Source organism: Nocardia coubleae NBRC 108252 (assembly GCF_001612805.1).
Lineage (GTDB): Bacteria > Actinomycetota > Actinomycetes > Mycobacteriales > Mycobacteriaceae > Nocardia > Nocardia coubleae.
This window is the reverse complement of sequence record NZ_BDBD01000001.1, coordinates 1-24245: the sequence shown is the minus strand read 5'-3', so window position 1 is coordinate 24245 and position 24245 is coordinate 1. Positions and strand designations below refer to the sequence as shown.

The following is a 24245-nucleotide window of genomic DNA, read 5'->3' as shown; positions in this document are numbered from 1 at the left end:
GGGATCCAGGGCGCCGATGCCCTCGCTGACGCGCATTCCGCGATCGGCCCGCAAATCCTCCGACGACCGGCGGGTGGAGTTCGAGCGCCGGGTACTGAGCGCGGTGGAGGACCTGCTCGGCGACGGCACGCCGTACACCGAGCTCGCCGTGCAGCGGATCGCGGCCGCGTCCGGCGCGGCCCGGTCGACCTTCTACCGCTACTTTCCGGACAAGAGCAGCCTGCTGGTCCGGATGGCCGAACTGGCCACCGCCGACCTCTTCGCGGCCGCCGAAACGTGGTGGCGCGCAGAACACACCGACGAGCAGGCCGGTGTCGTCGCGGCGATCGCCGCGATGATCAGCGGCTTCCGTGCACACCGCTACCTGCTGCTCGCCCTGAGCGAGGTGTCGGCCTACGACCGCGCGGTGGCGCGCTACTGGCGGACGAGGGTTGCCGGCTTCGCCGAACTGGTGTGTACCCGCCTCGACACCGAGCGCGCGGCAGGCCGCGTAGCGCCCCGACTCGACCCGCAGTCGACCGCCCTGGTTCTCACCTCGATGGTCGAACGGACACTAACGGTCGCTTTCGCTTCGGAAACGGGCATCACCGACGAGGAGCTGGCCGCATCGCTCGGCCGCGCCATCTGGCTCGTCGTCTACGGCGACGCACAGACGACCGCCTGACCCCGCCGGCGTGATCGTGTCCGCACAGGCGAAAGCTGCCAGGTTCGAATGCCCTTGGCACACAAGGCGTAGCTACCAGCGGTCGTCGTAGTCGAACGACTACTATCCCCCGAACAGCAGGTACAGCCCGGTGAAAGTGAAGGCGACCATGGTCAGCATCAAGGCCAGCTGGCCGGTCAACCGGTGACGAGGCGGGAGAAGGGCCAGACAGCGGTCGTGTGCGGCGGCGACGCCGAGGACATGGCCGGTCAGCACCGCGAGCACCTTGCAGGTGGCGAGCACACCCGGATGGCTCGACAGCACGTAGGCCACGTCTCGATCGGCCAGGCCCGCGAGGTTCCAGCCGCGGTCGAGCGGGTCCGCGAACAGCAGCACCGTCGCCTGCCCCTTCTCGACGAGAAACGTGAGGTAGTGGGCGATCAGGTAGCCCGCGACGATGGGGGTGAGGCTGAGCGCCAGTCGTCGGGGGAGCAGCGCGCGATCGGCGGGGGAGACACCGCCGGTGGCGCGCGCGGCGAGGGAGAACAGTCCGCCCACGACCCCGATGAAGACCAGTAGTCCGGTCGTGCGCACCAGCGTCACGTCGACGACCGGAGCCAGGTCGTCGACCAGGTCGCGCCACCACGGGAACGTGGAGAAGCTGTCGAAGGCGGTGGATCCGAGCAATGTCGCGGCGACCGCGACCGATCCGGCGAGCCCGGGGGTCCCCGCGAGATTGTTCAGCGGCATCCGCAGTACCGGTTGTCCCGCGTGGTCGCGGCCGAACGGACTCAGGTGCGCCAGCAGCGTGCTGTACACCTCGAGCGGGTCGGCTCGCTCGGCCCACACGGTGCCGAACAGTACGAGGCCGATCGAGGTGACGACCAGATAGCCGATCAACCAGGTCAGCACCGAGCTCACCGAACCTGGTGTGCGCCAAGCCAATTCCAGCCACACGAAGGAGAACAGGCCGACAGCGGCGGGGAGGTGGCCCCATTCCTCGCGATAACGGAGAACTCCGTGTTCCGGCGTGCGCCGCAGCAGTGCACACCCGAATCGGTGGATCGCTCTGACCGGGGAGATGACCTTCCAGACCGGTCCGATCAGCAGCGACGCCACCATCACCCCGACCCAGACGCCGATATACAGCACTCCGGGAACCGGATTCAGGGCCGGATCGGAGGAACCGAACACCGCGATGACGAGCACGCACGCGGTGAACACAACGCTGACCGTGGAAGCTACGCCGCGAGCCACGGGCGCGTCGATCAGCCGGCGCACCGGCGTGGGCAGCGGCAATCCCGGCGACTGCGGGTCGAGTCGCGGCTGACGCCAGGCCACGAACAGCAGCGCGAACGAGAAGGTCAGCGCCCACGCCGCACCGACCAAGGCGTAGCTGAGCGGAATCGGCAGGTCGGCGGCGCCGTTGAGGCCGTGGGCGAGGGGGCTCACCGCCGGACCAGCAGCGTCGTCACCGTCCGTCCGAGGTGGTGGAGTTCGATGTCCACCTGGCCCGGAACCGCCACCGTGAATTCGAACTCTTGGCCGGCGGCCGCGGCGACGGGAAAGGTGTGCGCGGGAGCGGAATGGACGTGCAGTTCGTCGGTGGCATCACTGTCGACCCGCAACACGATGCGTTGCCCGACCTCGGCTTCGGTGCGCGTATTGACCGGAGACACTTCACCGTCGGCTATCCGGATGTCGATGGTGTGTGCTGTTTCCACCGGCTCGACGGTCGGCTCGCCTGACGAGCAGCTCGTCAGCAGTGCACCCGCGCAGACCGTCACAAGACCGAGCCGGAGTCGACGAGTGCTCACGGATTCTCCTCACTGCGGTCGGTCCGCGCGGATTCGGTTTCGGCGCCCTCGTTTTCGCGCTTCTCCGCGCGCCGATCGCGCATCGCGATGAACAACACCAGCCCGACCAACGCGACTGCGGGCAGGAAGGCCGGAATCGCCAGCAGAAGGGAGTGGTCGGCGAGAATGTCGACGTTCTCCTCGCGAATCACGCGTCGACCGTTGCCTTCTGATCCGGTGTGCTGCCCGCCGCCAGGTAGCGGTCGTTGACACGCGCGGCGCCCCACGCCATCGCCGCGATCAAGGCCAGGCTGCACGCCAGCACAACCAGGCCGGCGAGGCCGATCAACCAGGACGGATGGTCGAAGGACCGCTCACGCTGCAGCACCGAGATCTCCTCGACGAACGGCCGTGTGAAGCTCGCGGGCGCGGCCACCTCCGCGGCGCCGATGCCGGGATCGAGCGGCATGAAGAGAGGCAGCGCGGATTGCATGCGCCCGTCCTGCAGGCGCAGCACTGTTTTCCAGGTGCCGTGCACGGGCACCGGGCGGGTGGAGACGAAGTGGTCGTCGGCGACGCGACGCAGTTTGTCCACGACCAGGCCGTGGCCGGGACTGTCGTCACCGGTACCGCCTTGCCACGCCAGGATCTCCACCCATTCCGGATCGGCTCCGATCAGATCGGTGGGGGAGAGCCGGATGTCGGCGGTGACCATCCGCCCGCCCCGCACGGGCTCGGCGTCGGTGAGCACGACCGTCGCCGACGCGTTCTCCGGTACCCGGATGATCAATCCGTTCGTGGTGGCCGCGGCGGCGATCACCACCGCGGCGACCACCAGTCCGCGCCGTACCGCGGGCCTGGGCAGTGGCTCGCCGCGTAAGACGGTGCCGAGCATCGCGCCGATCACACCGCCCGCCACACCGACCGGCACCGCCATCGCCAGCAGTTCGGGCCACATCCCGGCGACCCACGGATTGACGAACATCCGCTCGATCCACAGCGATTCCAGCCAGATGCCCACGGTCGCCACCGCGAGCCCGGTCAGCGCGCCCCACCAGAGCGGTCGCCGGATCAACGGCAGGAGGGCGAGCAGTTCGACCACGACCGCGGCACCGAGGTAGAGCGGAAACACATTGCGCGGCGCCTCGAATCCGGTGCCGACCAGGACCGCCACGACCCAGCGCACGCCGAAGGCGAAGGCCACGAGCAGCAACGTGCTGAGCGGGCCGAGCGTGAGGCGCGCCGAGATCAGGGCGATCGTCGCGGCGAAGACGATCAACATCGGTTGCAGCACCAGCCGGAACTGCTGCACACCGAAGTCGAATTCGACGCCGAACACCGACAGCCCGATCACCAGGCCGCCGAAAGCGAACGCCTGAACCGCCCACAACACCCGGCCGTCGATGCGCGCGGGGTCGGGCCGGTTGTATCGGCCTTCGAGTTCGAGCAGCAGCACGCCGACCAGCGACAGACCCGCACCACCGATGAGCATCAGGTGGGTCGGCCCCCAGAGCGTCACATCCTGGCCGAACAGCCGATGCCAGATGTCGTCGAGCGGAAAACCGATCAGCGCGTACAAACCGGCACCGGCGATCAGGATGCCGCCCACGGGCGCGTACCAGTCGCGGGTGATCTTCACCGCGGCCCGGCCCGGCTTCTCGTCGAGCGGCAGGATGACGGCAAGCATGCCCGCCATGAAGAGGAAGAACAGGCCGACCAGGATGAAGTAGTGCGCCGGGTTCGCCAGTGGTCCGGCGTCGCGGCCCTTGCCGACGTGCAGGCTCACATCCCAGATGAAGCCGAGAAACGCCGTCAGGATGGTCGCGAGGAACATCGCGATCGGGAGCGCCACCCAGCCCGGCCGGTTCATGATGCGACCGCTGAAGTCCGCCAGCCGTTGCAGCCAGGTGATGCGCCGGGTCCGGTGCAGGTACGCCACCCACAGCAGCACCGCGCCGATCACCGCGGCCGCACCGGTCATGAGCGCGACCTGATCGAGGGCGGCGCCACCGCCTTCGGTGCCCTGCGCGACCGGCATCGTCGACGGAGCGGATATCGCTGTGGACACGGCAGTCCTCCGATGTGTCGAAGCGCCCGGTCGATGGGGTACCGAACAGTATCCCGAAATCCGCGCGGTGCCGATACCCCACGCGCGCAGGTCGCGGATCCGATCCTGCGCGCGGGGAACGACGCCGTGGGTCAGCGCGTGGCGATGATCGCCGATCCGTGGCCGAAGAGGCCCTGGTTCACCGCGATGCCCGCGCGGGCGTTGTCCACCTGGCGGCCCTCGGCCTGACCGCGCAGCTGCCAGGTGAGTTCGCAGATCTGGGCGATGGCCTGAGCGGGGATGGCTTCGCCGAAGCAGGCCAGGCCTCCGCTGGGATTCACCGGTACCCGTCCGCCCAATGTCGTTGCGCCGCTGCGTAGTAGGGTCTCCGCTTCGCCGGTCTCGCAGAGTCCGATGTCCTCGTACCAGTCCAGTTCCAGCGCGGTGGACAAGTCGTAGACCTCCGCGAGGGACAGGTCTTCGGGACCGATCCCGGCCTCCTCGTAGGCGGCGTGCGCGATGGCCGACCGGAAGGTGCGCGAGGGCGGCTCGACGGCAACGGCCGAATCCGTCGAGAAGTCCGGCAGATCGAGCACGGTCTTGGGGAAGGTCGGCGTGACCGTCGACAGCGCGGAGATGCGCACCGGATCGGTGATGCCGTGGCGACGGGCGTAGTCCATCGATGTGAGTACCAGCGCGGCGCCGCCGTCGCTGGTCGCGCAGATGTCGAGCAACCGCAGCGGGTCCGACACGATCGCCGAGGCCGAGATCTCCTCGACCGAGACCTCCTTGCGGTAGCGGGCGTTCGGGTTGTTCAGGCCGTGCCTGGAGTTCTTCACCTTGACGGCGGCGAAGTCGTCGAGGGTGGCACCATGCAAGGCCATCCGGCGGCGGGCGTACAGCGCGAAATAGATGGGGTTGGTGGCACCGAGCAGATGGAAGCGCAACCAGTCCGGGTCGTCGCGGCGCTCGCCACCGACCGGCTGGAAGAACCCCTTCGGGGTGGTGTCCGCGCCGACTACCAGCGCGACCTCACACAGTCCGGCCAGGATCTGCGCACGCGCGTTGGCGATGGCCTGCGCACCCGAGGCGCACGCGGCGTAGCTGCTCGAGATCTGCGCACCCGACCAACCGAGCGCCTGCGCGAACGTCGCGCCCGAGACGAAGCCGGGGTAACCGTTGCGGATGGTGTCGGCGCCGGCGATGTAGCCGACGTCGCGGTGGTCCAACCCGGCATCGGCCAGCGCCGCACGCGCCGCCACCAGACCGTATTCGACGAAATTGCGGCCCCACTTGCCCCACGGGTGCATGCCCGCGCCGAGGACGGCGATGTCGCGATCGTTGGTGTCAGTCATTGACCGGCCTCCACATCCACACCGTGTGCTCGGCGTCGTCGTCCTCGTACAGCGTGCCGACGGTCAATTCGACCGGCATGCCGACGGCCAGGTCGTCCACGGTGAGACCGCGCTCGACCTGCCCGAGAATCACCATCTGCTCGACCTCGAGCTCCACCGCCGCGACGACGTAGGGCACGAACGGATCGGCCGAGACGTAGGGCGCGGGCGGTTTGTACCGAGCGTCGGCGTACGACCAGATCCGCCCGCGCGTGGAGAACAGATACTCGACGAGCTCGGAGCCGTCGTGGGCACCTGTGCACTGCGGATTGCGGCAGGCGAGCGTGTTCTTCGGGAAGTACGGCGTGCCGCAGTCGTTGCAGCGGGTGCCTTTGAGGCGTACCTGGCCGTCGTCCGCAGTGAACCAGTCAGCCACGGCGGGGCGTTGTTCTTTCTGCACGTGGCCGACGGTATAGGAACACGTTCTATTTTGGGGCGGAATTCCGATCCGGCGCCGCTCGGGCGGAGGTACGGTGAGCGCGTCGAGGATGCGATGACGTCGATCTGGAGTACCGCAACGCGATGGGCACCAAAGCTATTGACCCGCAGTCGATCCGCAACGTCACGATCGTCGGGGATCCCGCCGGGGCCACCCGCCTGACCCATCGCCTGCGCCGGTGCTTCGGCGACACGGAGAACACCGTCCGCTGGTCGACGGACGGTGTCGAGCACACGATCCGCATCACCGCGCCGTCGAACGAGGCGCTCATCGCCGACCTGGAACGCTCCATCCGCGTAGCCGACGGGCTCGTCGTGGTCGTGAGCGCCGCCGCGCACAGCACTCCACGGCTGGAAACGATGTTGCGAGTCGCCGACGACCATCAGGTCGCCCGCCTGTGCCTGGTCATCGGACTCGACCGACCCGCCGCCGACTTCGACCGCTGCGTTCGTACGATCGCCGACACTCGCGGGGCAGCGCCGCTGGCACTACAGGTCCCGTTCGGCGCTGGAGGCGGCTTCGACGGTGTCATCGATCTGGTCTCGGCCGCGGTGTTCGGGACTGTCGGACACCATCGGGAGTCAGCCGGGCGCTGGTGCCGCGCGCTCGTCGAGACGCTCACCGAATCGGACCCCGCGGTGTCGGACTTCCTCACCCTCGCGGACCTGCACAACCGCATCCGGCGGCGCACCCGGAACGGCGACGTCGTTCCCATCCTGTGCGACGCACCCCGCGCCAGCGACGACATCGCCGCGCTCCTGGACGCCGTCGTCCGCTACCTGCCGTCACCCATGTATGTCTGCCAGCCCGAACACGTCCTCGACTACTGAACGGCGTGGCCGACGTCGGAGGCCGTCCCGCCGTCGAGCGCTCGCTTCGCGCAGTGCGGTGCGCAGGCCACGCCGGATCGTTCCCGGCTCGGCGGGGACCGCGGTGGCGAACTTGCGTTCGGAGGCGGTTTCGGGCGCGTCGTCGGTGGTTGCCAGCAGGAAGGAGTCGGGGAGGGCGAGTTTGTTGATCGTGCGCAGGGTGAGCAGGTACTGCCGGGGCAGCGGACCGGTGGTGTAGGGCAGGTCGTATTTGTCGCAGATCGCGCGGACCCGGACCGCGATCTCGGCGTAGCGGTTGCTCGGGAGGTCGGGGAAGAGGTGGTGCTCGATCTGGTGTGAGAGGTGGCCGCTGAGGAAGGCCAGGATCGGGCCCGCGTCGAAGTTGGCGCTGCCGAGCATCTGGCGCAGGTACCACTCGCCGTGGGTTTCGTGCTCGATCGCCTCCGGGGTGAACTTCTCGGCGCCGTCGGGGAAGTGGCCGCAGAAGATCACGACGTAGGCCCAGAGGTTGCGCAGCGCGTTGGCGGTGATGCCCGCGGTCAGCGTGCGGCGCCAGCGCCGTCTGCTGAGGATCGGGAAGAACAGGTAGTCCTTGGCCGTCTGCCTGCCGATCTTGCGGACCAGTGCCCGAGTGTGCGCGGTCTTCTCGGCGTCGGTCGCGGCGCGGTCGCGTTCGGAATACAGCCCGTGCAGGGCGATGCCCCATTCGAATGTCGCTGCCAGGAGCAGATTTTGCAGCGGTTGCAAAAGCAGGCGTGGTCGCCATCGCTGGTCCCTGGTCACCCGGATGACACCGAATCCGACGTCGTCGTCCATGCCGACCACATTGGTGAACATGTGATGGCGGTAGTTGTGCGAGTAGCGCCATTGCGACGACACTGCGGCCATGTCCCATTCCCAGGTGCGGGAGTGGATTTCGGGATCGTTCATCCAATCCCATTGGCCGTGCGACACATTGTGGCCGATCTCCATGTTCTCGATGCTCTTGGCCGCGGCCAGCGCCGAGGTGCCGACGACCCAGCCCAGTCGTGAGCCGGCGCCCGCCAGGAGCAGTCGCGCACTCGCGTCGAGGATGCGCTGGAAGGCGATCGTGCGCCGGATGTAGTCGGCGTCGGTGGTGCCGCGCCGTTCCTCGATGTCGCTTCGGATCATGTCGAGTTCCTCGCCGAGGGCTTCGACATCGGCCTTGCTCAGGCGCGCGTAGACCGCGACTTCGGTGATGGCCATGATTCCTCGCTGGTCGTACCGTGATTCTACGCCGTGGCCGAGGATCCGACAGCAGGCGTCCGCCGGCGCCGGCTGTTCGGCGGCGCCTGGTTGTTTCGGAATCAGCTCTGGTCGAGGTAGTTTTCGACGGCCGTGCCGACGGCTCGGGCGACGGTGGCAAGCGCTTCGGGTGAGGTGGTGTTGTCCGGTGTATCGGCCGGGGTGTGGAAGGCCGGAGTGATCCCGACGAACGACATCAGCGGCGCGGGGCTGGCATCGGCCCACAGTTCGCCTTCGCCGAACCACTTCGGCGGGTTGAGGATCGGTGCCAGCCCGGCCGTGGCGAGGGCCTTTTCCACCGGGCCGTAACGGCTTTCGTCCATCCTGACGAACAGCGAACGCCCGACGGCCGGGATGTGGTGCGGGTCGGTGACCGATGGGGCGAGTTCGAGCGGTGCGTCGGGTGTTTTCCGTACTCCCAGTGCGACATTGGCGCCCAGATGCACGATCAGCGCGGGATCGATGTCGAAGGTGCGCAGGTAGTGCTGCAAACCGATGTGGTGCAGGATCTCGTGTCCCGGCGCTCCGACGACGACCACCGGGTGCCGGCCGGCGAAGCGCTCTGCGAGAGCGAACGCGACGGCGATACCGGTGGCGCGTTCGGCCGCACAACCGAACCAGCCACTGAGCGGTGTCGCCAGCAGGAGGGGCTCGGCGTCGGCGTTGTCGGCGGCGAAGGTGGCGATCACATTCGTGCTCGAGCCCGCGATTGTCTCGGCGGAGAAGCGCAGGTGGACCGGTTTCGAGGCGAGGTCGTCGGCCACTCGGCCGGGGACCAGGACCACGGGCATCCGGCCGACGACGGTGGGATAGCGGTTGGGCATCACGAGCTGACCCAGCGGATTGAGAGTCGCGATCACCGCGGCGGGCGAACCCGCGTTGTCGGCGGCTGTGATCGCGGCGTCGAGGTCGTGGGAGGTGCGGTCGCCGTCGGTGGCGTGCACGGCGGCCGTATACGGGGAGTCGGTCTCCAGCGTGCCGACGCTCTGGTAGTACAGCGCGTCCGACTCGACCGGCGCACCGCCGATGGTCACCTGGGTGTCCGCAACGTAGCGGTCGAAGGCGAAACGCTGGTATTCGATGCCGGCGCCCAGGCGGGTCAACTCATCGGCGAACAGCGCGTTGGTGTCGTGGTCCACGTCGGTGCCCACGCGATGCTCGCCCATGCTCGCGTACTTCTCGACGAACTCGTAGAGCCGGGTCCCATCGGCCCATGACCGCTGTGGCGAAGTCATCGGGATGCCACCACCCGGATCACGGGCGGGTGCACGAGGATCCGGCCGACCACGCAGTGCCGCTCGGTGAGTTCGGCTCGGTAGCGCTGTTTCACCGCAGGTTGCCGGGCTTTCCACTGCGCCGTCGTGGCCATCTGTCGAGCGTAGTCCGCCGCGACGGCGGGGCTCTGCAGGCTGTGCGGAGGGTCGAGCAGCGAGTACCGTGAAAACCGGGGACCGCCGTTCGGACCGGTGCATCGTGTGGGCCGCGCTCGAGCACAACCAAGGGGCATCCGATGCCGATATTCATGGTGGAGCGGCAATTCGCCGAACAGCTCGAGGTGGCCCCGGAGACCGCCGCGGAGATCAACCGGATCAACGACGAGTTCGGGGTGCGCTGGCTCAGTTCGTTCCTGTCGCTGGACAAACGCAAGACGTTCTGCCTCTACGAGGCCGACAACGTCGAGGCGATCCGCGCCGCCGCGGTCAGGGCCGGAATCCCCGCCGACGCCATCATGGAACTGTCCGGCACCATCACCCCGGACGGAGCCTTCGCCCCGCTGTCGACAGCAGACGGCCCGACCATCGGCTAGAGCAGTCCGTGCTCGGTGGCGAAGATGGCGGCCCTGGTCCGATTCGGCGCGGCCGTCTTGATCAGGATGCTGCGTACATGGTTGGCGGCGGTGTTGGCGCTGATGAACAAGCGTTCGCCGATCTCGCGATTGGACAGCCCGTCGGCGACCAGGCGCAGCACATCCACCTCGCGATCGGTCAGCCCGTTCGGCAGCGTCACGTGCTCGCGGCGCGGCGCCGGGTCCGCGTCCAGATCCCGCAGAATGCGACGGTGTCCGATCCGCCGCGCCAGCGCGCGTGCCTCGGTGGCGAGGTCGGCGGCGGTGGGTCCGGGCACGGCCGCGGGACGACGGAGCCGGTGCCGGTACCAAGCCGCCAATGTCTCGGCCTGGTGAGTCACCGCCCCCATCCGGCGGTCCATCGCGAGAGCGTGCTCGAAGTGCATGTCGGCACTGCCTGCACCGAGCACCGAGTCGAGTTCGGCGAGATAGCGATCCGCACTGCCGAATACCGCCACGCTCGCACCGGTCATCAGATTGGCGCCGGCGTACTCGGCCATCAACGGGCGCAGTGTCGCCGCCACCTCGGTGTCGTCGAGCCGGACCGCCGCCTCGGTGGCGAAGGCCAGCACGCCCGCCCATTGGGCGCCGAAACGGTGATCGGCGAGGCGGTCGCACAGGTGGGTCAGCAGGCGTGCGGCCGGCTGCCACATCTCCAGTTCCGTGTACAGCGCCAAGAGTCCCGGCAACCAGTGATCGTCGAAGCTCTCGCGGCCGGAGATGTGCGGACGAACCTGCTCCAAGCCACCGGTGACCCGGCGGAGCATGAACTGCTGCACACCCCACGAGCCCTCGGTGGCGCCGCCGAACTCCTGGGCGAACTGGTCGTCGAGCCAGTCGATGATCCGCTCTGTGCCCGCGAAATCGCCCACTGCGAACCGGTGCGCGCAGCGCGAGCATCCGGCGACATACCGGAAGAACGGCTGCCCCCGAGCCAGCGCCAACTCGGTCAGGTCGCGCTGGGCACTGCTCCACGCCACCGCGTCGCCGAGCAGGTAGGCGAACACCGCGCGGTGGAAGGCGGCGGGTCCCCGGTAGTCGTCGTCACCGAGGCGCGCCCCGATGTCGTTGAGCTCCATCGCCCGTGCCAGCAGTTCGGGTGCCAGGTCCGGGCGCATACCCTGCCACAGTGTCGTGCACAGGGCGTGCGCGAGCAGCTCCGGATCACTGATGACCCTGGCCCGCGCCAACGCATCCTCACCGATCCGGCGAGCCCGCCGGGAATCGCCGGTGAACGACGCGGCGCGACCCATGCTCGCGTGAGCGCGTACCGACAGGGCGTCGTCGGGATCCAGCGCGGCGGCGCCCAGCGCCTCGCTCAGCAGCGTTAGCGAGCGCTGACCACTCGCGGAGGGCCGCCACGACGCGTTCTCGTGCCCGATCGCGGCGGCCAGCCGGACGCGCGGATCCCCGTCCGTCGCGAGCTCCTCGTAGAGCCGACGGGCGGTGTCGAAGTCGCCGCCGTGCAGGCGACAGCGCGCCGCCGCCGAGAGAAGCTCGACCCGGGTCGGGCCGTGCGCGGCATGCGCCTGCGCGGCCCGCTCGTACAGCGCCGCCGCCTCGCGATGAGCGATGCCGCGCTCGGCCTGGCGGGCCGCGAGCACCAGATAGTGCACCGCCTTGTCCGCGTATCCGAGAGCACGGGCCCGGAAATAGTGATGAGCCAGCGCGGCCACCCGGGTCGGGTCGCGATGCTCGAGGGCAACCGCGACCCTGGCGTGCGCGGCCGCGAGATCGCCCGCCGACATCCGGTCGAGCACGGCCTGGCGAGCGAGGGCGTGCGCGAAGCGATACTCGCCGTCCGCGGTCCCCGCGACGAGAAGTCCGGCACGCACACCGAAGTCGATTCCCGCGAGGACCTGGTTCGAGTCGAGTCCGTCGGTCAGGATCTCGGGGTCGACGACATCACCGGCGACCGCCGCCAGTTCGATCACCCGCGCGTGGCCCACATCGAAGGCCGCCAGCCGACGGGCCAGCGCGTCCTGGACCGATCGCGGTGCGGCGACAGCGGAACGTACCGCGGTCAAGCCGCCGCGGGTCGCGAGGTCGTGCCAGTACTCCTGGAGGAAGAACGGATTCCCGCCGGTGTGGTCACGCAGTACCGGCGCGGCCGAAAGCGCCGACCCCCGCGACACCCCGGCCGCCCGGACGAGGTACTCGGCCACCTCCTCGGTGCTGAGCCCGGCGAGGTCGATTCGGGCGACACCGTCGAGACGATGCAGATCGGCGAGGGCGAAGCTCACCGCGTCCGTGCGGTCCGGTGCGGTCGTCCGAAGGGTCGCCAGCACGAGTAACCGCTCACCAGCCGTGGACTCGACCAGATGAGACAGCATCGCCAACGTCGGTTCCGAGGCCCAGTGCAGATCCTCGAGGACGAGCACCAGCGGGCAGCGCTCGGCGGCCGCCAGCAAGACCCGCATGAGGGCGTCGAAGAGGTCGGGTCGCGAGTCCCGGTCACCCGGATTCGGTTGCGCCGACGGCCAGTACCGCGACACGCTCGTGGTGAGCCGCAGCAGCGGGGCAGCCGCGGTGGGCGCGATAGCGCGCAGAGCTTCGGGCGGGGCCTGCTCGATCGCCTGCTCGAGAATCGCGACGAAGGGCCGGTACGGGATGTCGAGGTCCTCGCGGCACGCGCCCCACAGCACGGTGGCACCCTGCGCGCGCAACGCGGTGGCCGCCTCACTCACCAACCGGGTCTTGCCGACGCCCGGTTCACCGCCGACGAAGACGACCTGCCGCCGATCACTCTCGACCGCCGCCCACACAGCCTCGAGCCGCGCGACTTCCGCGCCGCGACCGACGAAGGCCGTACCGCTGCTCGGCGACGCCGATTCGGTCACTCCTCGACCTTAGCCGGATTCGACGACCACCGAGATAGTCCGATCCGACCCCCTCACGCCCCCGCCGATCCGATCAGATCAGGTCAGGTGCGTGGCACCGGTTCTCCGTAGCGTCACAGGTAACGCCGACCGAGGAGCACGCCATGGCCACGAGGATCGAAGACCTGCCCATCGAGGTCGCCCAGGGCGAGTTGACCACCCGGTACATCGAATGGGGCGACATGGCGGTCCGGTACGCCAGCGTGCCGCCCGAGACCGACTTCGGCCCGGTCCTGCAGGGCCTTCCCGACGACCGTTGCCCCAGCCCGCACTGGGGAATCGTGCTGGAAGGATCGTTGCGGCTCGAGCACGCCGACGGCACGGTGGAGACCGCTGCCGCGGGGGAGGTCTACCACTGGCCTGCCGGGCACACCGCCAGCTCCGCTGGGGGAGCCGTCTTCCTCGAAGTCGGCCCGGTGGCGCAGATGCGTCAGTTCCACGACCACGTCCTGCGCCTGTTCGGCTGATCGCCGCACCGGCCGACCCCCAGGGAGCAGAAATGAACGGCACACCAGCACTGACCATGCTCGAAGCGGTACGCGGCGAGGTGATCACCGCGCAGTCACCCGGCTACGAGCAGGCCCGTTCGGTCTACAACGGGATGATCGACCGCAAACCCCTCGCGATCGTCGGCGCGGTCGACGTCGCCGACGTCCGCGTTGTCGTCGACACCGCCCGAGCGAGCGGCCTCGACCTCGCAGTGCGTGCGGGCGCGCACAGCGTGCCCGGTTTCGGCACCGTCGACGACGGCATCGTCTTGGACCTCAGCGCGATGAAGGGCATCCGCATCGATCCCGAGCGGCGGATCGCCCGGGTCCAGGGGGGCTGCACCTGGGGCGACTTCGACCACGCCGCACACACATTCGGTCTCGCCACCACCGGCGGCATCATCTCGACCACCGGGGTGGCCGGCCTGACGCTCGGCGGCGGCATCGGCTACCTCGCCCGCGCCTACGGGCTCTCGATCGACAACCTGCGATCCGCCGACGTCGTCCTGGCCGACGGCACCTTCGTCACCGCGAACGCGACCGAGCACCCCGATCTGTTCTGGGCGTTGCGTGGTGGCGGCGGCAATTTCGGTGTGGTCACCGAGATGGAGTTCGACCTGCACCCGGTGGACACCATCTACGGCGGACCCATGTTCTTCGAGCTCGAAGCCGCCGAACAACTGCTGCGGACCTACCGCGACTGGATCGCCGCGGCACCGCGCGCGATGGGCGCCTTCCCCGCCTTCCAGATCGCCCCGCCGCTGCCGTTCATCCCCGAAGACCGGGTCGGTGAGCCGTTCGTGCTCCTGGTGTCGTGCTTCAACGGCAGTGACGAGGAGGCCGAAGCACTGCTCGCGGAGCTGTGCGCGGTCGCGGCACCGGTCGCCGAGCACGTGGGCCGGATGCCCTACCCGGCTCTCAACGGCGCGTTCGACGCGCTGCTGCCCGCCGGACTGCAGCACTACTGGAAGGCGGCGTTCCAACCCGAACTGACCGACGGCGCCCTCGCCGCGCACCTGAAGTTCGGTCCACGGGTGCCCGCCATGCAGTCCACCATGCACCTGTACCCGATCGACGGCGCCGTCCACGACGTCGCGGCGGAAGACACCGCGTTCGCCTACCGGACCGCGAACTTCGCCCCGGTCATCGCGGGCATGTGGCCGGATGCGGCCGACAACGAAGCCAACATCGAGTGGGTGCGCGACTACCACGCCGCGCTCGAACCGCATACCGCCGACGGTGGCTACATCAATTTCATGGCCTCCGACGACCAGGGCCGCATCCGCGCCAACTACGGGCCCAACTACGACCGCTTGGCGGCGATCAAGAAGGCCTATGACCCGGCCAACCTGTTCCATCTCAACCAGAACATCGCACCGGCGAAGTAGGGCCACGGATGCGCGGCCGATGGGACGAGGCACGGCGAATCAGGCCGTGTGCGCGGAGTCCGGCGAGGTCGCGGTGATGCGTCGTCTGCGCGACGGCATCATCGTGGTCGGGTGCGAGACGCTCCAGGCCGCGCTCTTGCAGACGAACTCCTTGAGGCGCGCGGCCGGTCGTCCGGTGAGCGCGGAGGACTTGGGCCGGTCGTCGGGGGTGACCCACTGCACGATGGCGTCGCGGCGGCCGAGGCTGATGCACTGGCCGGTATAACCGATATCGTTGCGCGGCACCGCGCGGCCGGTCAGGCGGGCGGCGATGGCGTCGGCCGCCTGGTACGCCGTGGGGACACCGGAAGCGCAGGACATGCGCAGCGGGTCACCGCCCGCGCCGGGGGCGAGTGCGGCATCACCGACGGCATAGACATCGGGATGCGAGATCGAGCGCATCGTCTCGTCGACGACGATCCGACCGGTGTCCGACACGGTCAAGGTGGTGGCCGTGGGGATCGGATGGGCCGCGAAACCTGCTGTCCACACCGTCATCTCGGCATGGATGACCACACCGTCACCGGTGACGGCACCGGTTTCCTGCACGCGGGCGATATCGGTGTGCTCGCGCACCGTGATGCCTAGCCGGTCGAACGCGGCGCGCAGGTGTCGGCGCGCTTTGTCGCTCAGCCAGTCGCCCAGGCCGCCGCGCGCGACGAGCACGACCCCGAGATCCGGTCGGGCTTCGGCGATCTCGGTGGCCGCTTCGATGCCGGTGAGGCCACCGCCGACCACCAGCACGGTCGCACCGGCGCCCAGGCTCGCCAGCCGCGCACGAGCGCGGAGCGCGGACTGCTTGCCCGCGATGTCGTACGCGTGCTCGGCCACACCCGGCGCACCGGAAGCGGCGGTGCTGCCCAGGGCGTAAACCATTGTGTCGTAGGCGATCTCGTCTCTGTCATCGACGGAGACCGTCTTGTGGTCGACATCGATGGCGGTGACCCGCCCCAGCCGCACGCTCACCCCGGTACCCGCGAAGACCTCGGTCAACGGGCGGCTCTTCAGGTCCTGCCCGGCCGCGAGCTGGTGCACACGGACCCGTTCGACAAACTCCGGGTCGGCATTGACGACGGTGATGTCGACGTCGGCCGGGTGCAGCCGCTTGGCCAGACGTCCGGCGGCATTGGCTCCGGCGTAACCGGCGCCGAGAACGACGATGCGATGCTTCATGGTCTCACTCCTGTCCGCGTGCTGTTCGCTTCCTGAACCGGACAGCGAGGCGAAACCTGACAGCAGCCTGATGTGATCTAGGTCACCAGCCGGTGAGGAGTGGGTCGGCGTGCGGGGTTGTCGCCCAGTGCCGGGTTGCGCGCTCGAGCTTGGCCGGGTTGGCCTGGGTGTGCACGGCCACGATCCCGTCGGTCGTCACCTCGAAGGTGATGAGGGCGACGATGCGGTCGGCGGCCACGATCACCAGTGCGGGAACACCATTGGCGACCGCGGCGTACAGATCGGCGCGGCCGCCGATCATCGCCCACTTGTGCTCGTTCGGTACGAACAAGCGGCGCAGGAACCGTGCCACCTGAAGCGAACCGGTGATCGGCCGGTCCAGCGACGGGACCACGCCACCACCGTCGCCCGCGCTGATCGCGTCGTCGGTCAGCAACCGGATCAGCGACTCGGTGTTGCCGCTCAGCGTGGCGGCCAGGAACTCCTCGACCACCTTTCGTGCGGCCGCCTCGTCGACCTGCACGCGAGTCCGGTCGTCGGTCACGTGCTGTTTGGCGCGCCGGTAGATCTGGTAGCAGTTGGCCTCGGTGATATCGAGGATGTCGGCGATCTCGTTGTGCGCGTAGCCGAATGCCTCGCGCAACACGTACACGGCGCGCTCCTTCGGCGAGAGCCGTTCCATCAGGGCGAGTACGGCCATCGACACCGACTCGCGCTGCTCGACGGTGTCGGCCGGGCCCGCGATCGGGTCGGTGGCGAAGACCGGCTCGGGCAACCACTGGCCCACATACGCCTCCCGGCGCACCCGCGCCGACGTGAGCTGGTTGAGGCAGATATTGGTGAGCACCTTCGTGAGCCAGGCGGCGGGCGTCTCGACGAACCGGTTCGCGAACTCGGGCGCTACTGGCAGTTGCGTTCGTCGCTCCCGTCGCCGCAGTCGTCGTCGCCGTCGCACAGCCATTGTTTCTGAACGCACCGGTCGTTGTCGCATTTGAATTCTGTCGGTTCACAAGGGAACCGGCCGCTGTGGCATTCGGTGCGGGTATTTCCCGGCCCGAATTCGAAGGACACCAGCGGGTCGGTGTCTACGGTGGATTCTGCTTCGGCTGGGGTCACCACGAGCGCGAGCGATAGGGCGGCGGACCCGAGCATTGTCGCGAGAACGGAAACAGCACGCATGAAAACCCTCCATAGCTAGTGGGGGACACGCTTGCGGAAATGCGGTGTTCCAGCAGTGTACGACGCAGACGGGGCAATTCTCGCAAACCGCTCACCCGTACGAAACGCCGGTCAGATCCTCCGAGATCTTCCAGAGTCGCGAGGCGCTGTCGGTGTCGCGCAGTGGTTTCCACAGCTTCTGCTCTCCGGGCGGGCCGCCGACTCGGCCCGGCCATTGCGGACCGTAGAAACCACCGTCTTTGGATTCAGGAGTGACCGCGGCCATGAGCGCGGGAAGTTTGGCGCTGTCCACGGTTCCCGCGATGATTCCGTGCGCAGAAAGCCAACGGATGATCCGTACCTGCATGGTGTCGCCGGTCCGTCCGATTTCCGGGCGTGCCGCGAGGAGGCTTGTCGGTGCGACACCGGGATGAGAGATATTGCTGGTGATTCCCCAATTTTTCGCGCGGCTGAGGCGACCGAGTTCGAGCCCGAACAGCCCACACGCGAGCTTGGATTGCCGGTAGGACCGCATTCCGTCGTATTTCCGTTCCCAGTTCAGGTCTGTCCAGTTGATCTCGGCGTTGCGGGCCGCCACGCTCGATTGCGTGGTCACCCGCGCGTGACCGGCGCGTAGGAGTGGTAGGAGGTGGCCCGTGAACGCGAAATGACCGAGGTGGTTGGTGCCGAACTGCAGCTCGAATCCATCGGTGGTGGCCTGCCGCTCGGGCGGGGTCATGACGCCCGCGTTGTTCACCAGGAAATGGATCGGTGAACCGTCAGCACGCAACTGGTCGCCGAGCGCCGCGATCGACGCCAGCGAAGACAGGTCCAGATCGCGCAGAAAAAGTATCGCGTCAGGGTGCTGCTCGCGGATCTTCGCAATGGCCGCCTCGCCTTTGCGGCGATTACGGACGGGCAGGACGACTTCGGCGCCCGCGCCGGCGAGCATCGTCGCGATACCGAGTCCGATGCCATCGCTTCCTCCCGTCACGACCGCTCGTTTTCCGGAAAGGTCGGGGATCGCTATGTCGTAATTCTCGCGCACCATGGGCTACTCCTGATGTCGACCTGCGCTGTGCACCGTTTCGGTACCTCAGGACGAGCCTTCCGCTCGCTACGGAACTTATCCAGGACTCGACGATCAGTGGCTGAGAGACCGCGTCCCGGCGGAGAAGGGGGAGGATGTACAGATGATCGATCGAGCGGGACTCGCGGAGTTCCTCCTTGGCCGACGGCAGGCATTGCAGCCCGAAGATGTCGGTCTCCCGCGTGGCAAACGTCGTCGAACTCGTGGGTTGCGGCGTGAAGAGGTCGCCGCGCTGTGTCACATGTCCCCGGACTATTTCGCACGTCTCGAAAGAGCAAGCGGCCCGCAGCCTTCCGAGCAGATGATCGCATCTATCGCGCAGGGCCTGCACTTGTCGCGGGACGAGCGCGACCATCTCTTCCGCCTAGCCGGGCACCAGCCGCCGAGCCGAGATGGCGACAGCGAGTTCATCAGTCCGGGCATGATGCGGATTTTCGACAGACTGACCGACGACACTCCGGCCGAGATCGTCACCGAACTCGGTGAAACGTTGCGCCAGACTCCGCTCGGTGTCGCGCTCGTAGGCGACCTGACTCGATACACCGGACCGTCGCGCAGCATCGGATACAGATGGTTCACCGACCCAGCGGCGCGTGCCCTGCATCCTGCCGAGGACCACGAGTTCTTGTCGAGAATGTATGTCTCGGGTCTTCGGGGCGTGCTCGCCCTTCGTGGGCCGACGTCCAAAGCTGCCCATCTCGCGGAGTTGCTCACCACCGAAAGCGAGCAGTTCCGCACCCTGTGGAAAGACCACGAGGTCGGCATCAAACCACGAGCGGTCAAGCGATACCTACACCCGACCGTCGGACCACTGGAACTGAACTGTCAAATCCTTCTGGACCCAGACCAATCCAATCTATTGCTCGTCTACACAGCGGTACCAGGAAGCGAAAGCTACGAGAAACTACAGCTGCTGTCCGTCATAGGTGCGACCACGCCTCTCGAGGCGCGTTGAACGCGCAACAGTCCTCCCGAACCAGACCTTCGGTGGCGGGAAAACCACCATGCCGGGGCACCCCTCGGTGCCGATCAGGAGGGTGGTCCGTCGGCCTCGTCCGCGCGGTGGGAGCGTGCGGCCTGCATGTACTCGCGCACGGTCATGGCTGCTCTCAGCCTCGTGATGAGCTCCGGGCTGCGGGGGTCGAGTCCGGCGAGTCGGTAGATCCGGCGAAGCCGATAGTCGACGGTGTTCTCGTGGATGTGCATCTCACGTGCGGTGAGCCGACGATGCAGTCCGTTGTTCAGATGGACCCGCAGCGTAGTCACCAGCTCGGGATCTACCGCGACCGCATCGAGCGCGGTTTCGAGGTGGTCGCGGCCGGGGCCGGGACGAGTCAGCTGATATTCGACTGCGAGATCGTCGAAATGGTAGAGGCCTGGTCGTTTGCGGAGTCTGCGCGCGACGTCGAGCAATTCGTGGCCGACTTCGGTGGCCGCCGGAATACCGTCACGCGCTGCCTCGATCGCGATCACGATCAGTGATGTCCGCGTGAGCATGTGCCGAATGGTTTCGGTATCCGGCGTGCCGTGAATCAAGACGGTGCCACCGAGCGTGCTGTGCAGCGCGGAAATAGGTTGTGTGAAAAGGTCTTCCAGCATCTCGACGAAGTTGCCGGGTGAAAGGGTTCTTTGCCCCGACGAGTGGGTGGCCACCGACAAGACGAGGTACCGCTCGGTGAGTGGTGTGCCGTGTTCACGGGCGATCGCGGATGCGTTTCGTCCGCTGAGCAGGGCGCGAGCGACTGCCTGCCGACCATGGTGATCGGCGACGAACCGATCGACCTCGAGATACACCCGGTAGATCGTTGCGTCGACCGTGTGCATTGCCTCCATGATCTTGGCGACATCGCCGAGGTTCTTGTGCTGCCTCGGATTCGAGGTGTGGTCGTTCAGGTGAACGCGGAACCCTGTCTGCACGAGTCGGTGGACGGTTTCGATGGGGACACCGGTGGTCGCCCATCGTGCGGCAGCGGGGTGGAGTGCAGCGCGTACATCGTGACCGCGCGCACCGCTCACCAATTCCAGACACTCTCTGACCACGGCATGTATTTCGTCACGCAGGACATCGCTGTGCGCATTGTGCGGGCGAATCGCGTGCAGAACTCCGTCGACGATCCGCTGCGTCGCCCGCGAGATCTGCGCGGACGGCGGGGTCGTCATGGCACTGGTGTCGAACATGGTCATCGTCGGTGTGGGCCGCATCTCCGCAAGTAGGGTCACGAAAGTTTGGCGTGCACAGGACGCACCGTCACTCCACTGAGCGACGATTACGAGTAGCAACACGTTGTAGTCGGAGACGTTCGTTGCACCGTGCGCTGAGATGACGGTGACGAGATTGGTGCGGACACCAGGATTTGGCTGTATTCGACCGGACCTACCACTGTCGGCCTGTCTTGGGAACACAATCGGGGCATGCTCGTCGAAAAGCCTGTTTCCGTGCGACCCGCTCTGACTGCCCGCATGCTCGCTCGATGGCCGCAGATCTCCGAGCGCATGCTCGCGGAAGGCCTCGGTGCGACCACGCCCGCCGACCTACCCGCCGACCACTTCACCGCGGAGGTGCTGCCGACGATCCTGACCTGCGGCCGTGCGGTCTTGGGGGCCATCGCCGCCGGCCGTGACTTCAGTCAGGCCGAGGTCGCGGTATTCGTCGGACCCGTCGCCGAACGGCACGCCGAGGACCGGCTGCCGCTACGCATGCTCATCGCCGCGATCCACGCCTCGGCGAAGTCGTTGCTGGCCGAGGCATCAGCGTTGGTCGAACCGGACGAGATGGACGAGTTCCTGGTGGCATTCGGCAGACTTCTCGATCTGCTCCGCGATATCAATCTGACGGTAGTGGAGGCGTATACCGAGGTCGAGCGCTCGATCTATCACGCCGAGCGGGAGGCGCGTCGCGAATTGTGCTCGGCACTGGTGCGTGGCCTGCCCGCCGAGGAACTCGCGGCACGCGCGGACACGGTTCTCGCCGATCACTACACCGTCTTGGCGATACACCTGAGCGAACCGTCGCTGACCGGCAGCGCCGCGAATCTGGTGGCCCGGCGCCGGATCCGGGTGCTACAGCACGCGCTCGACGACCTCACCGGCACCACCACCCCCGCCACGTTCGACGGGAAGAGTGGCATCGCGTTGGTGAGCGACAGCTCCGAGACCGGCACCCTCGAAGCCCAGCGGTTCGACCGACTCGCCGCGCGACTGTCGGAGCAATTCGGCGTCACCGTATATCTGGCCGAACTCCCCGGCATCAGCCGTGCGGATATTCCGGCCGCCGCCGAAGACGCCATCGAGCTGACCGAATTGGCGCGCCTGCGCGGCAGGCCGGGTGGCTGCTACCGGCTCGACGATCTGCTGCTGGAGTATCAGCTCACGCGTCCGGGCCCCGCGCGAGCGAGATTGGCGCAACGCGTGATTCCGTTGTTGGCGAGCCCGCACCTGCTCGACGCGCTGGAAGCCCATCTGCACTACGGTGCCGACCGCAAAACAGCCTCGCGCCGCCTCCACGTCCATCCCAACACCTTCACCTACCGACTGCACCGCATCGCCGAACTCACCGGCCTCGACCCCACCGTCCCCCGGGAATCCCGCATGCTCGCGGCCGCCCTCACCGTGCACCGACTCGACTCGGTCCGACGCGCGGTGGATTGAGCTACGTCCCGCGTACGCCCCTGGTCATCGCCACCGTGAGAAGTGCGCCTTCTGCAGCGCCCGCTCGGCGGCGTTCGCGCCACACATACCGTGCGCACCCGGGCCCGGTGGCGTCGCCGCCGAGCACAGGTAGTGACCCGGGACGCCGATGTCGTAGGGCTGGAGGGTCTTTCGCGGGCCGAAGACCAGCTGCGGGATGTCCTTGGCGCCGGTCATGATGTTGCCGCCGACGAAATTCGGGTTGCCCGCAGCGAATTCGGCCGTGCTGTGGACCGTCATGCCGATCACCCGGTCGCGGAACCCGGGGGCGAAGCGTTCGAGTTGGGCGATGATCGCCTCGGTGGCGTCGCCGGTGTAACCGTTGGGCACGTGGGCGTAGGTCCACACTGGGTGGATGTCACCCACCGATCGTCCGGGGTCGGCCAGATACTGCTGACCGACCAGGACGAAGGGACGCTGGGGCATCCGGCCCGCGTGGATGTCGCGCTCGGCCACGGCGATCTCGGCGAAGTCGCCACCCAGGTGCACTGTGCCCGCCCGTCGCGCGGCGGTCGCGGTCCACGGGACACCGCCCTCGAGAGCGAAGTCCACTTTGAAAGCGCCCGGCCCATAACGGAATCGGCGATAGGCGCGGGCGACACGGGCGGGCAGCCGGTCGCCCAGGATCTCGGCGACCGCGGTCGGCGCGAGATCCCAGATCGTGATATCCGAAGGCGGCAGATCCGCCGTCGAGTGCACCCGGACACCGGTTTCGATCTTGCCGCCGTGGTCACCGAGGACCCCGACCATGGCGTCGGCGATGCGCTGAGAGCCTCCGACCGCCACCGCCCACCCGTATCGGTGGCCCGCGGTGAGGATGCCGAGACCGATACTGGCACTCAGCGGCCGGTGCAGCGGGTGGAAGGCGTGCGCGGCGATGCCGCCGAACAGCGCACGACCCTGCTCGGTGCGGAAGGCCCGTGCCAGAAGTGTGGCCGGCAGCGTCGCGGGAATCCCGAAGCGGGCCAGCCGGATCGGATGCCGGGGGAGGCGCAGCAGCGGCCGCATGATGTCCGCGCTGGTGTGGTCGTAGCCGGCCACCGGGCCCTCGAACAGCCTCCGCCACAGCCGCTCGTCGGCGCCGAGTCCGGCGGCGGTGTCGCAGACCGAGCGGTGCAGCACCCCCGCGCTGCCGTCGTCGAGGGGGTGCACGCAGTCCAATTCGGCGTGCGCCCAACGCAATCCGTAACGTTCCACGTCGATGGTGCGCAGGAAGGGCGAGCCGACGGCCATCGGATGGATGGCCGAGCAGTGGTCGTGCAGCAGGCCGGGCACGATCGCCTCGTGGGAGCGGGTGCCGCCGCCGACGGTGTCGGCCGCTTCCAGCACTGTCACTTCCAGGCCCGCCCGGGCCAGGGTGATCGCCGCCGCCAACCCGTTGGGGCCGCTGCCGACCACTGTCGCCGTCTTCATCGACTCGTCCTGTCTGTCTGCGGTTTCCGGGCTATTCGGCGGGCTGGACGGTGGTGTCCGGCCGGTGCGACACGATGGGGGTGTCGACGTCTTCGCGTCGCCAGGTCACCTGATGAGGGATGGGACCACCGGGCAGCCAGGGCAGTGCCTCGACCGCGTCGGCGACCCGCCAGGTGCCGCGCTCGATCACGCCGACGGCGGCGTCGATCACCATGTACTCCTGGGTGGGTTTGTGGATGGGCTGCGATTCGACCCAGACCACGATCCATTCTCCGGGCGCGAACCCGACCCGTTGCTGGATCGCCTCGATCAGGTCGAGATTGTGCAGGTGCCCGTCGCCGAAGTTGAAGCCGATCAGCGAGTTGCAGGCGAACTCGGCTTCGCGCACGGTCCAGCGGTCGATATCGGGAATGTGCTTGTACAGCAGGGAGAACAGGCCGCGGCCCTGGCTATGCATGGAGCGCCAGCCGATGGTCTGCTGCATCGTGATCTCGGCGACGGCAGGCTCGTAACCCATGGCCCGGAGTTGTTCGAGCTGGTTGAGTGTGGGCCGGTGCTCGATAGTGTTCAGCTTCTGCTCCGCGCCGGGGGCGAAGGCCCACAGCGCCGAGGCCCAGTTGCCCGCGTACTGACGCATCGATGGCAGGAACGACACCAGGTCCGGGCGCA

General features: G+C 67.9%; 23 protein-coding genes. 7 read left to right on the top strand and 16 right to left on the bottom strand.

Annotated features, from left to right (window positions below):
• Positions 1–16: 16 nt before the first annotated feature.
• Positions 17–664 carry a TetR/AcrR family transcriptional regulator gene (locus NCO8_RS00115; RefSeq protein WP_067635338.1) on the top strand — a complete coding sequence of 216 codons (648 nt, stop codon included), beginning with the start codon at positions 17–19 and terminating at the stop codon, positions 662–664.
• Between the two features lie 102 nt (positions 665–766).
• Here the strand turns inward: NCO8_RS00115 and NCO8_RS00110 are convergent, their stop codons facing one another.
• The 6 genes from NCO8_RS00110 to NCO8_RS00085 all read right to left on the bottom strand — a co-directional run bounded on the left by NCO8_RS00110 (position 767) and on the right by NCO8_RS00085 (position 6280).
• Positions 767–2095, bottom strand: coding sequence for a hypothetical protein (locus tag NCO8_RS00110; RefSeq protein WP_067635337.1), 1329 nt, complete (start codon positions 2093–2095; stop codon positions 767–769).
• Complete coding sequence (locus NCO8_RS00105; RefSeq protein WP_067635335.1) at positions 2092–2460, bottom strand: hypothetical protein; 369 nt, start codon at positions 2458–2460, stop codon at positions 2092–2094. The genes NCO8_RS00110 and NCO8_RS00105 overlap by 4 nt, the downstream gene beginning before the upstream one ends.
• Positions 2457–2651 carry a hypothetical protein gene (locus tag NCO8_RS00100; protein ID WP_067635333.1) on the bottom strand — a complete coding sequence of 65 codons (195 nt, stop codon included), beginning with the start codon at positions 2649–2651 and terminating at the stop codon, positions 2457–2459. Before NCO8_RS00100 ends, NCO8_RS00105 begins: the two co-directional genes overlap by 4 nt.
• Entirely contained in the window at positions 2648–4477 is a 1830-nt protein-coding gene (locus tag NCO8_RS00095) for a hypothetical protein (RefSeq protein ID WP_067635331.1), read from the bottom strand. Before NCO8_RS00095 ends, NCO8_RS00100 begins: the two co-directional genes overlap by 4 nt.
• Positions 4478–4638: 161 nt before the next feature.
• A complete protein-coding gene (locus NCO8_RS00090) occupies positions 4639–5841 on the bottom strand; it encodes a lipid-transfer protein (RefSeq protein ID WP_067635329.1) in 1203 nt (400 codons plus the stop codon).
• Positions 5834–6280 (bottom strand): Zn-ribbon domain-containing OB-fold protein, encoded by a 447-nt coding sequence (locus NCO8_RS00085; protein ID WP_370465644.1) that lies wholly within the window; start codon positions 6278–6280, stop codon positions 5834–5836. Before NCO8_RS00085 ends, NCO8_RS00090 begins: the two co-directional genes overlap by 8 nt.
• Positions 6281–6402: 122 nt before the next feature.
• Here NCO8_RS00085 and NCO8_RS00080 point away from each other — a divergent pair, with 122 nt between their 5' ends.
• Complete coding sequence (locus tag NCO8_RS00080) at positions 6403–7149, top strand: GTP-binding protein (RefSeq protein WP_067635323.1); 747 nt, start codon at positions 6403–6405, stop codon at positions 7147–7149.
• Here the strand turns inward: NCO8_RS00080 and NCO8_RS00075 are convergent.
• The 3 genes from NCO8_RS00075 to NCO8_RS31000 all read right to left on the bottom strand — a co-directional run bounded on the left by NCO8_RS00075 (position 7105) and on the right by NCO8_RS31000 (position 9784).
• The gene (locus NCO8_RS00075) at positions 7105–8376 is read right to left on the bottom strand and encodes a fatty acid desaturase family protein (RefSeq protein WP_084456233.1); all 1272 of its coding nucleotides are present in this window, start codon (positions 8374–8376) and stop codon (positions 7105–7107) included. The two genes, NCO8_RS00080 and NCO8_RS00075, sit on opposite strands and share 45 nt — an antisense overlap.
• A gap of 101 nt (positions 8377–8477) precedes the next feature.
• Positions 8478–9650: a hypothetical protein gene (locus NCO8_RS00070; protein ID WP_067635320.1), complete on the bottom strand. Its 1173-nt coding sequence runs from the start codon at positions 9648–9650 to the stop codon at positions 8478–8480.
• A complete protein-coding gene (locus NCO8_RS31000; protein WP_157104722.1) occupies positions 9647–9784 on the bottom strand; it encodes a hypothetical protein in 138 nt (45 codons plus the stop codon). Before NCO8_RS31000 ends, NCO8_RS00070 begins: the two co-directional genes overlap by 4 nt.
• Positions 9785–9925: 141 nt before the next feature.
• Between NCO8_RS31000 and NCO8_RS00065 the strand changes: the two genes are divergently transcribed.
• Positions 9926–10222: a DUF4242 domain-containing protein gene (locus tag NCO8_RS00065; RefSeq protein WP_067487612.1), complete on the top strand. Its 297-nt coding sequence runs from the start codon at positions 9926–9928 to the stop codon at positions 10220–10222.
• Here the strand turns inward: NCO8_RS00065 and NCO8_RS32700 are convergent.
• Positions 10219–13101 carry an ATP-binding protein gene (locus NCO8_RS32700; RefSeq protein ID WP_067635318.1) on the bottom strand — a complete coding sequence of 961 codons (2883 nt, stop codon included), beginning with the start codon at positions 13099–13101 and terminating at the stop codon, positions 10219–10221. The two genes, NCO8_RS00065 and NCO8_RS32700, sit on opposite strands and share 4 nt — an antisense overlap.
• Positions 13102–13244: 143 nt before the next feature.
• On the opposite strand from NCO8_RS32700, the gene NCO8_RS00055 reads away from it, so the two are divergent.
• Complete coding sequence (locus tag NCO8_RS00055; RefSeq protein WP_067635313.1) at positions 13245–13607, top strand: cupin domain-containing protein; 363 nt, start codon at positions 13245–13247, stop codon at positions 13605–13607.
• 32 nt (positions 13608–13639) lie between these two features.
• The gene (locus tag NCO8_RS00050) at positions 13640–15016 is read left to right on the top strand and encodes an FAD-binding oxidoreductase (protein ID WP_067635311.1); all 1377 of its coding nucleotides are present in this window, start codon (positions 13640–13642) and stop codon (positions 15014–15016) included.
• Positions 15017–15055: 39 nt separating this feature from the next.
• Here the strand turns inward: NCO8_RS00050 and NCO8_RS00045 are convergent, their stop codons facing one another.
• The 3 genes from NCO8_RS00045 to NCO8_RS00030 all read right to left on the bottom strand — a co-directional run bounded on the left by NCO8_RS00045 (position 15056) and on the right by NCO8_RS00030 (position 18437).
• Positions 15056–16228 carry an NAD(P)/FAD-dependent oxidoreductase gene (locus NCO8_RS00045; RefSeq protein WP_067635309.1) on the bottom strand — a complete coding sequence of 391 codons (1173 nt, stop codon included), beginning with the start codon at positions 16226–16228 and terminating at the stop codon, positions 15056–15058.
• A gap of 82 nt (positions 16229–16310) precedes the next feature.
• The gene (locus NCO8_RS00040; protein ID WP_245655179.1) at positions 16311–17189 is read right to left on the bottom strand and encodes a sigma factor-like helix-turn-helix DNA-binding protein; all 879 of its coding nucleotides are present in this window, start codon (positions 17187–17189) and stop codon (positions 16311–16313) included.
• Positions 17190–17498: 309 nt separating this feature from the next.
• Entirely contained in the window at positions 17499–18437 is a 939-nt protein-coding gene (locus tag NCO8_RS00030; protein WP_067635303.1) for an SDR family oxidoreductase, read from the bottom strand.
• A gap of 142 nt (positions 18438–18579) precedes the next feature.
• Here NCO8_RS00030 and NCO8_RS00025 point away from each other — a divergent pair, with 142 nt between their 5' ends.
• Positions 18580–19431, top strand: coding sequence for a helix-turn-helix transcriptional regulator (locus NCO8_RS00025; protein WP_084456229.1), 852 nt, complete (start codon positions 18580–18582; stop codon positions 19429–19431).
• Between the two features lie 74 nt (positions 19432–19505).
• On the opposite strand, the gene NCO8_RS00020 is transcribed toward NCO8_RS00025, so the two are convergent.
• The gene (locus tag NCO8_RS00020; RefSeq protein ID WP_167353224.1) at positions 19506–20654 is read right to left on the bottom strand and encodes a PucR family transcriptional regulator; all 1149 of its coding nucleotides are present in this window, start codon (positions 20652–20654) and stop codon (positions 19506–19508) included.
• 282 nt (positions 20655–20936) lie between these two features.
• On the opposite strand from NCO8_RS00020, the gene NCO8_RS00015 reads away from it, so the two are divergent.
• Complete coding sequence (locus NCO8_RS00015; RefSeq protein WP_245655178.1) at positions 20937–22124, top strand: PucR family transcriptional regulator; 1188 nt, start codon at positions 20937–20939, stop codon at positions 22122–22124.
• A gap of 24 nt (positions 22125–22148) precedes the next feature.
• Here NCO8_RS00015 and NCO8_RS00010 read toward each other — a convergent pair whose 3' ends face one another.
• Together NCO8_RS00010 and NCO8_RS00005 are read right to left on the bottom strand one after the other, a co-directional pair.
• Positions 22149–23576, bottom strand: coding sequence for a phytoene desaturase family protein (locus NCO8_RS00010; protein ID WP_067635298.1), 1428 nt, complete (start codon positions 23574–23576; stop codon positions 22149–22151).
• 31 nt (positions 23577–23607) lie between these two features.
• On the bottom strand, positions 23608–24245 hold a 638-nt coding region (locus NCO8_RS00005; RefSeq protein WP_167353223.1), incomplete at its 5' end, for a DUF3556 domain-containing protein.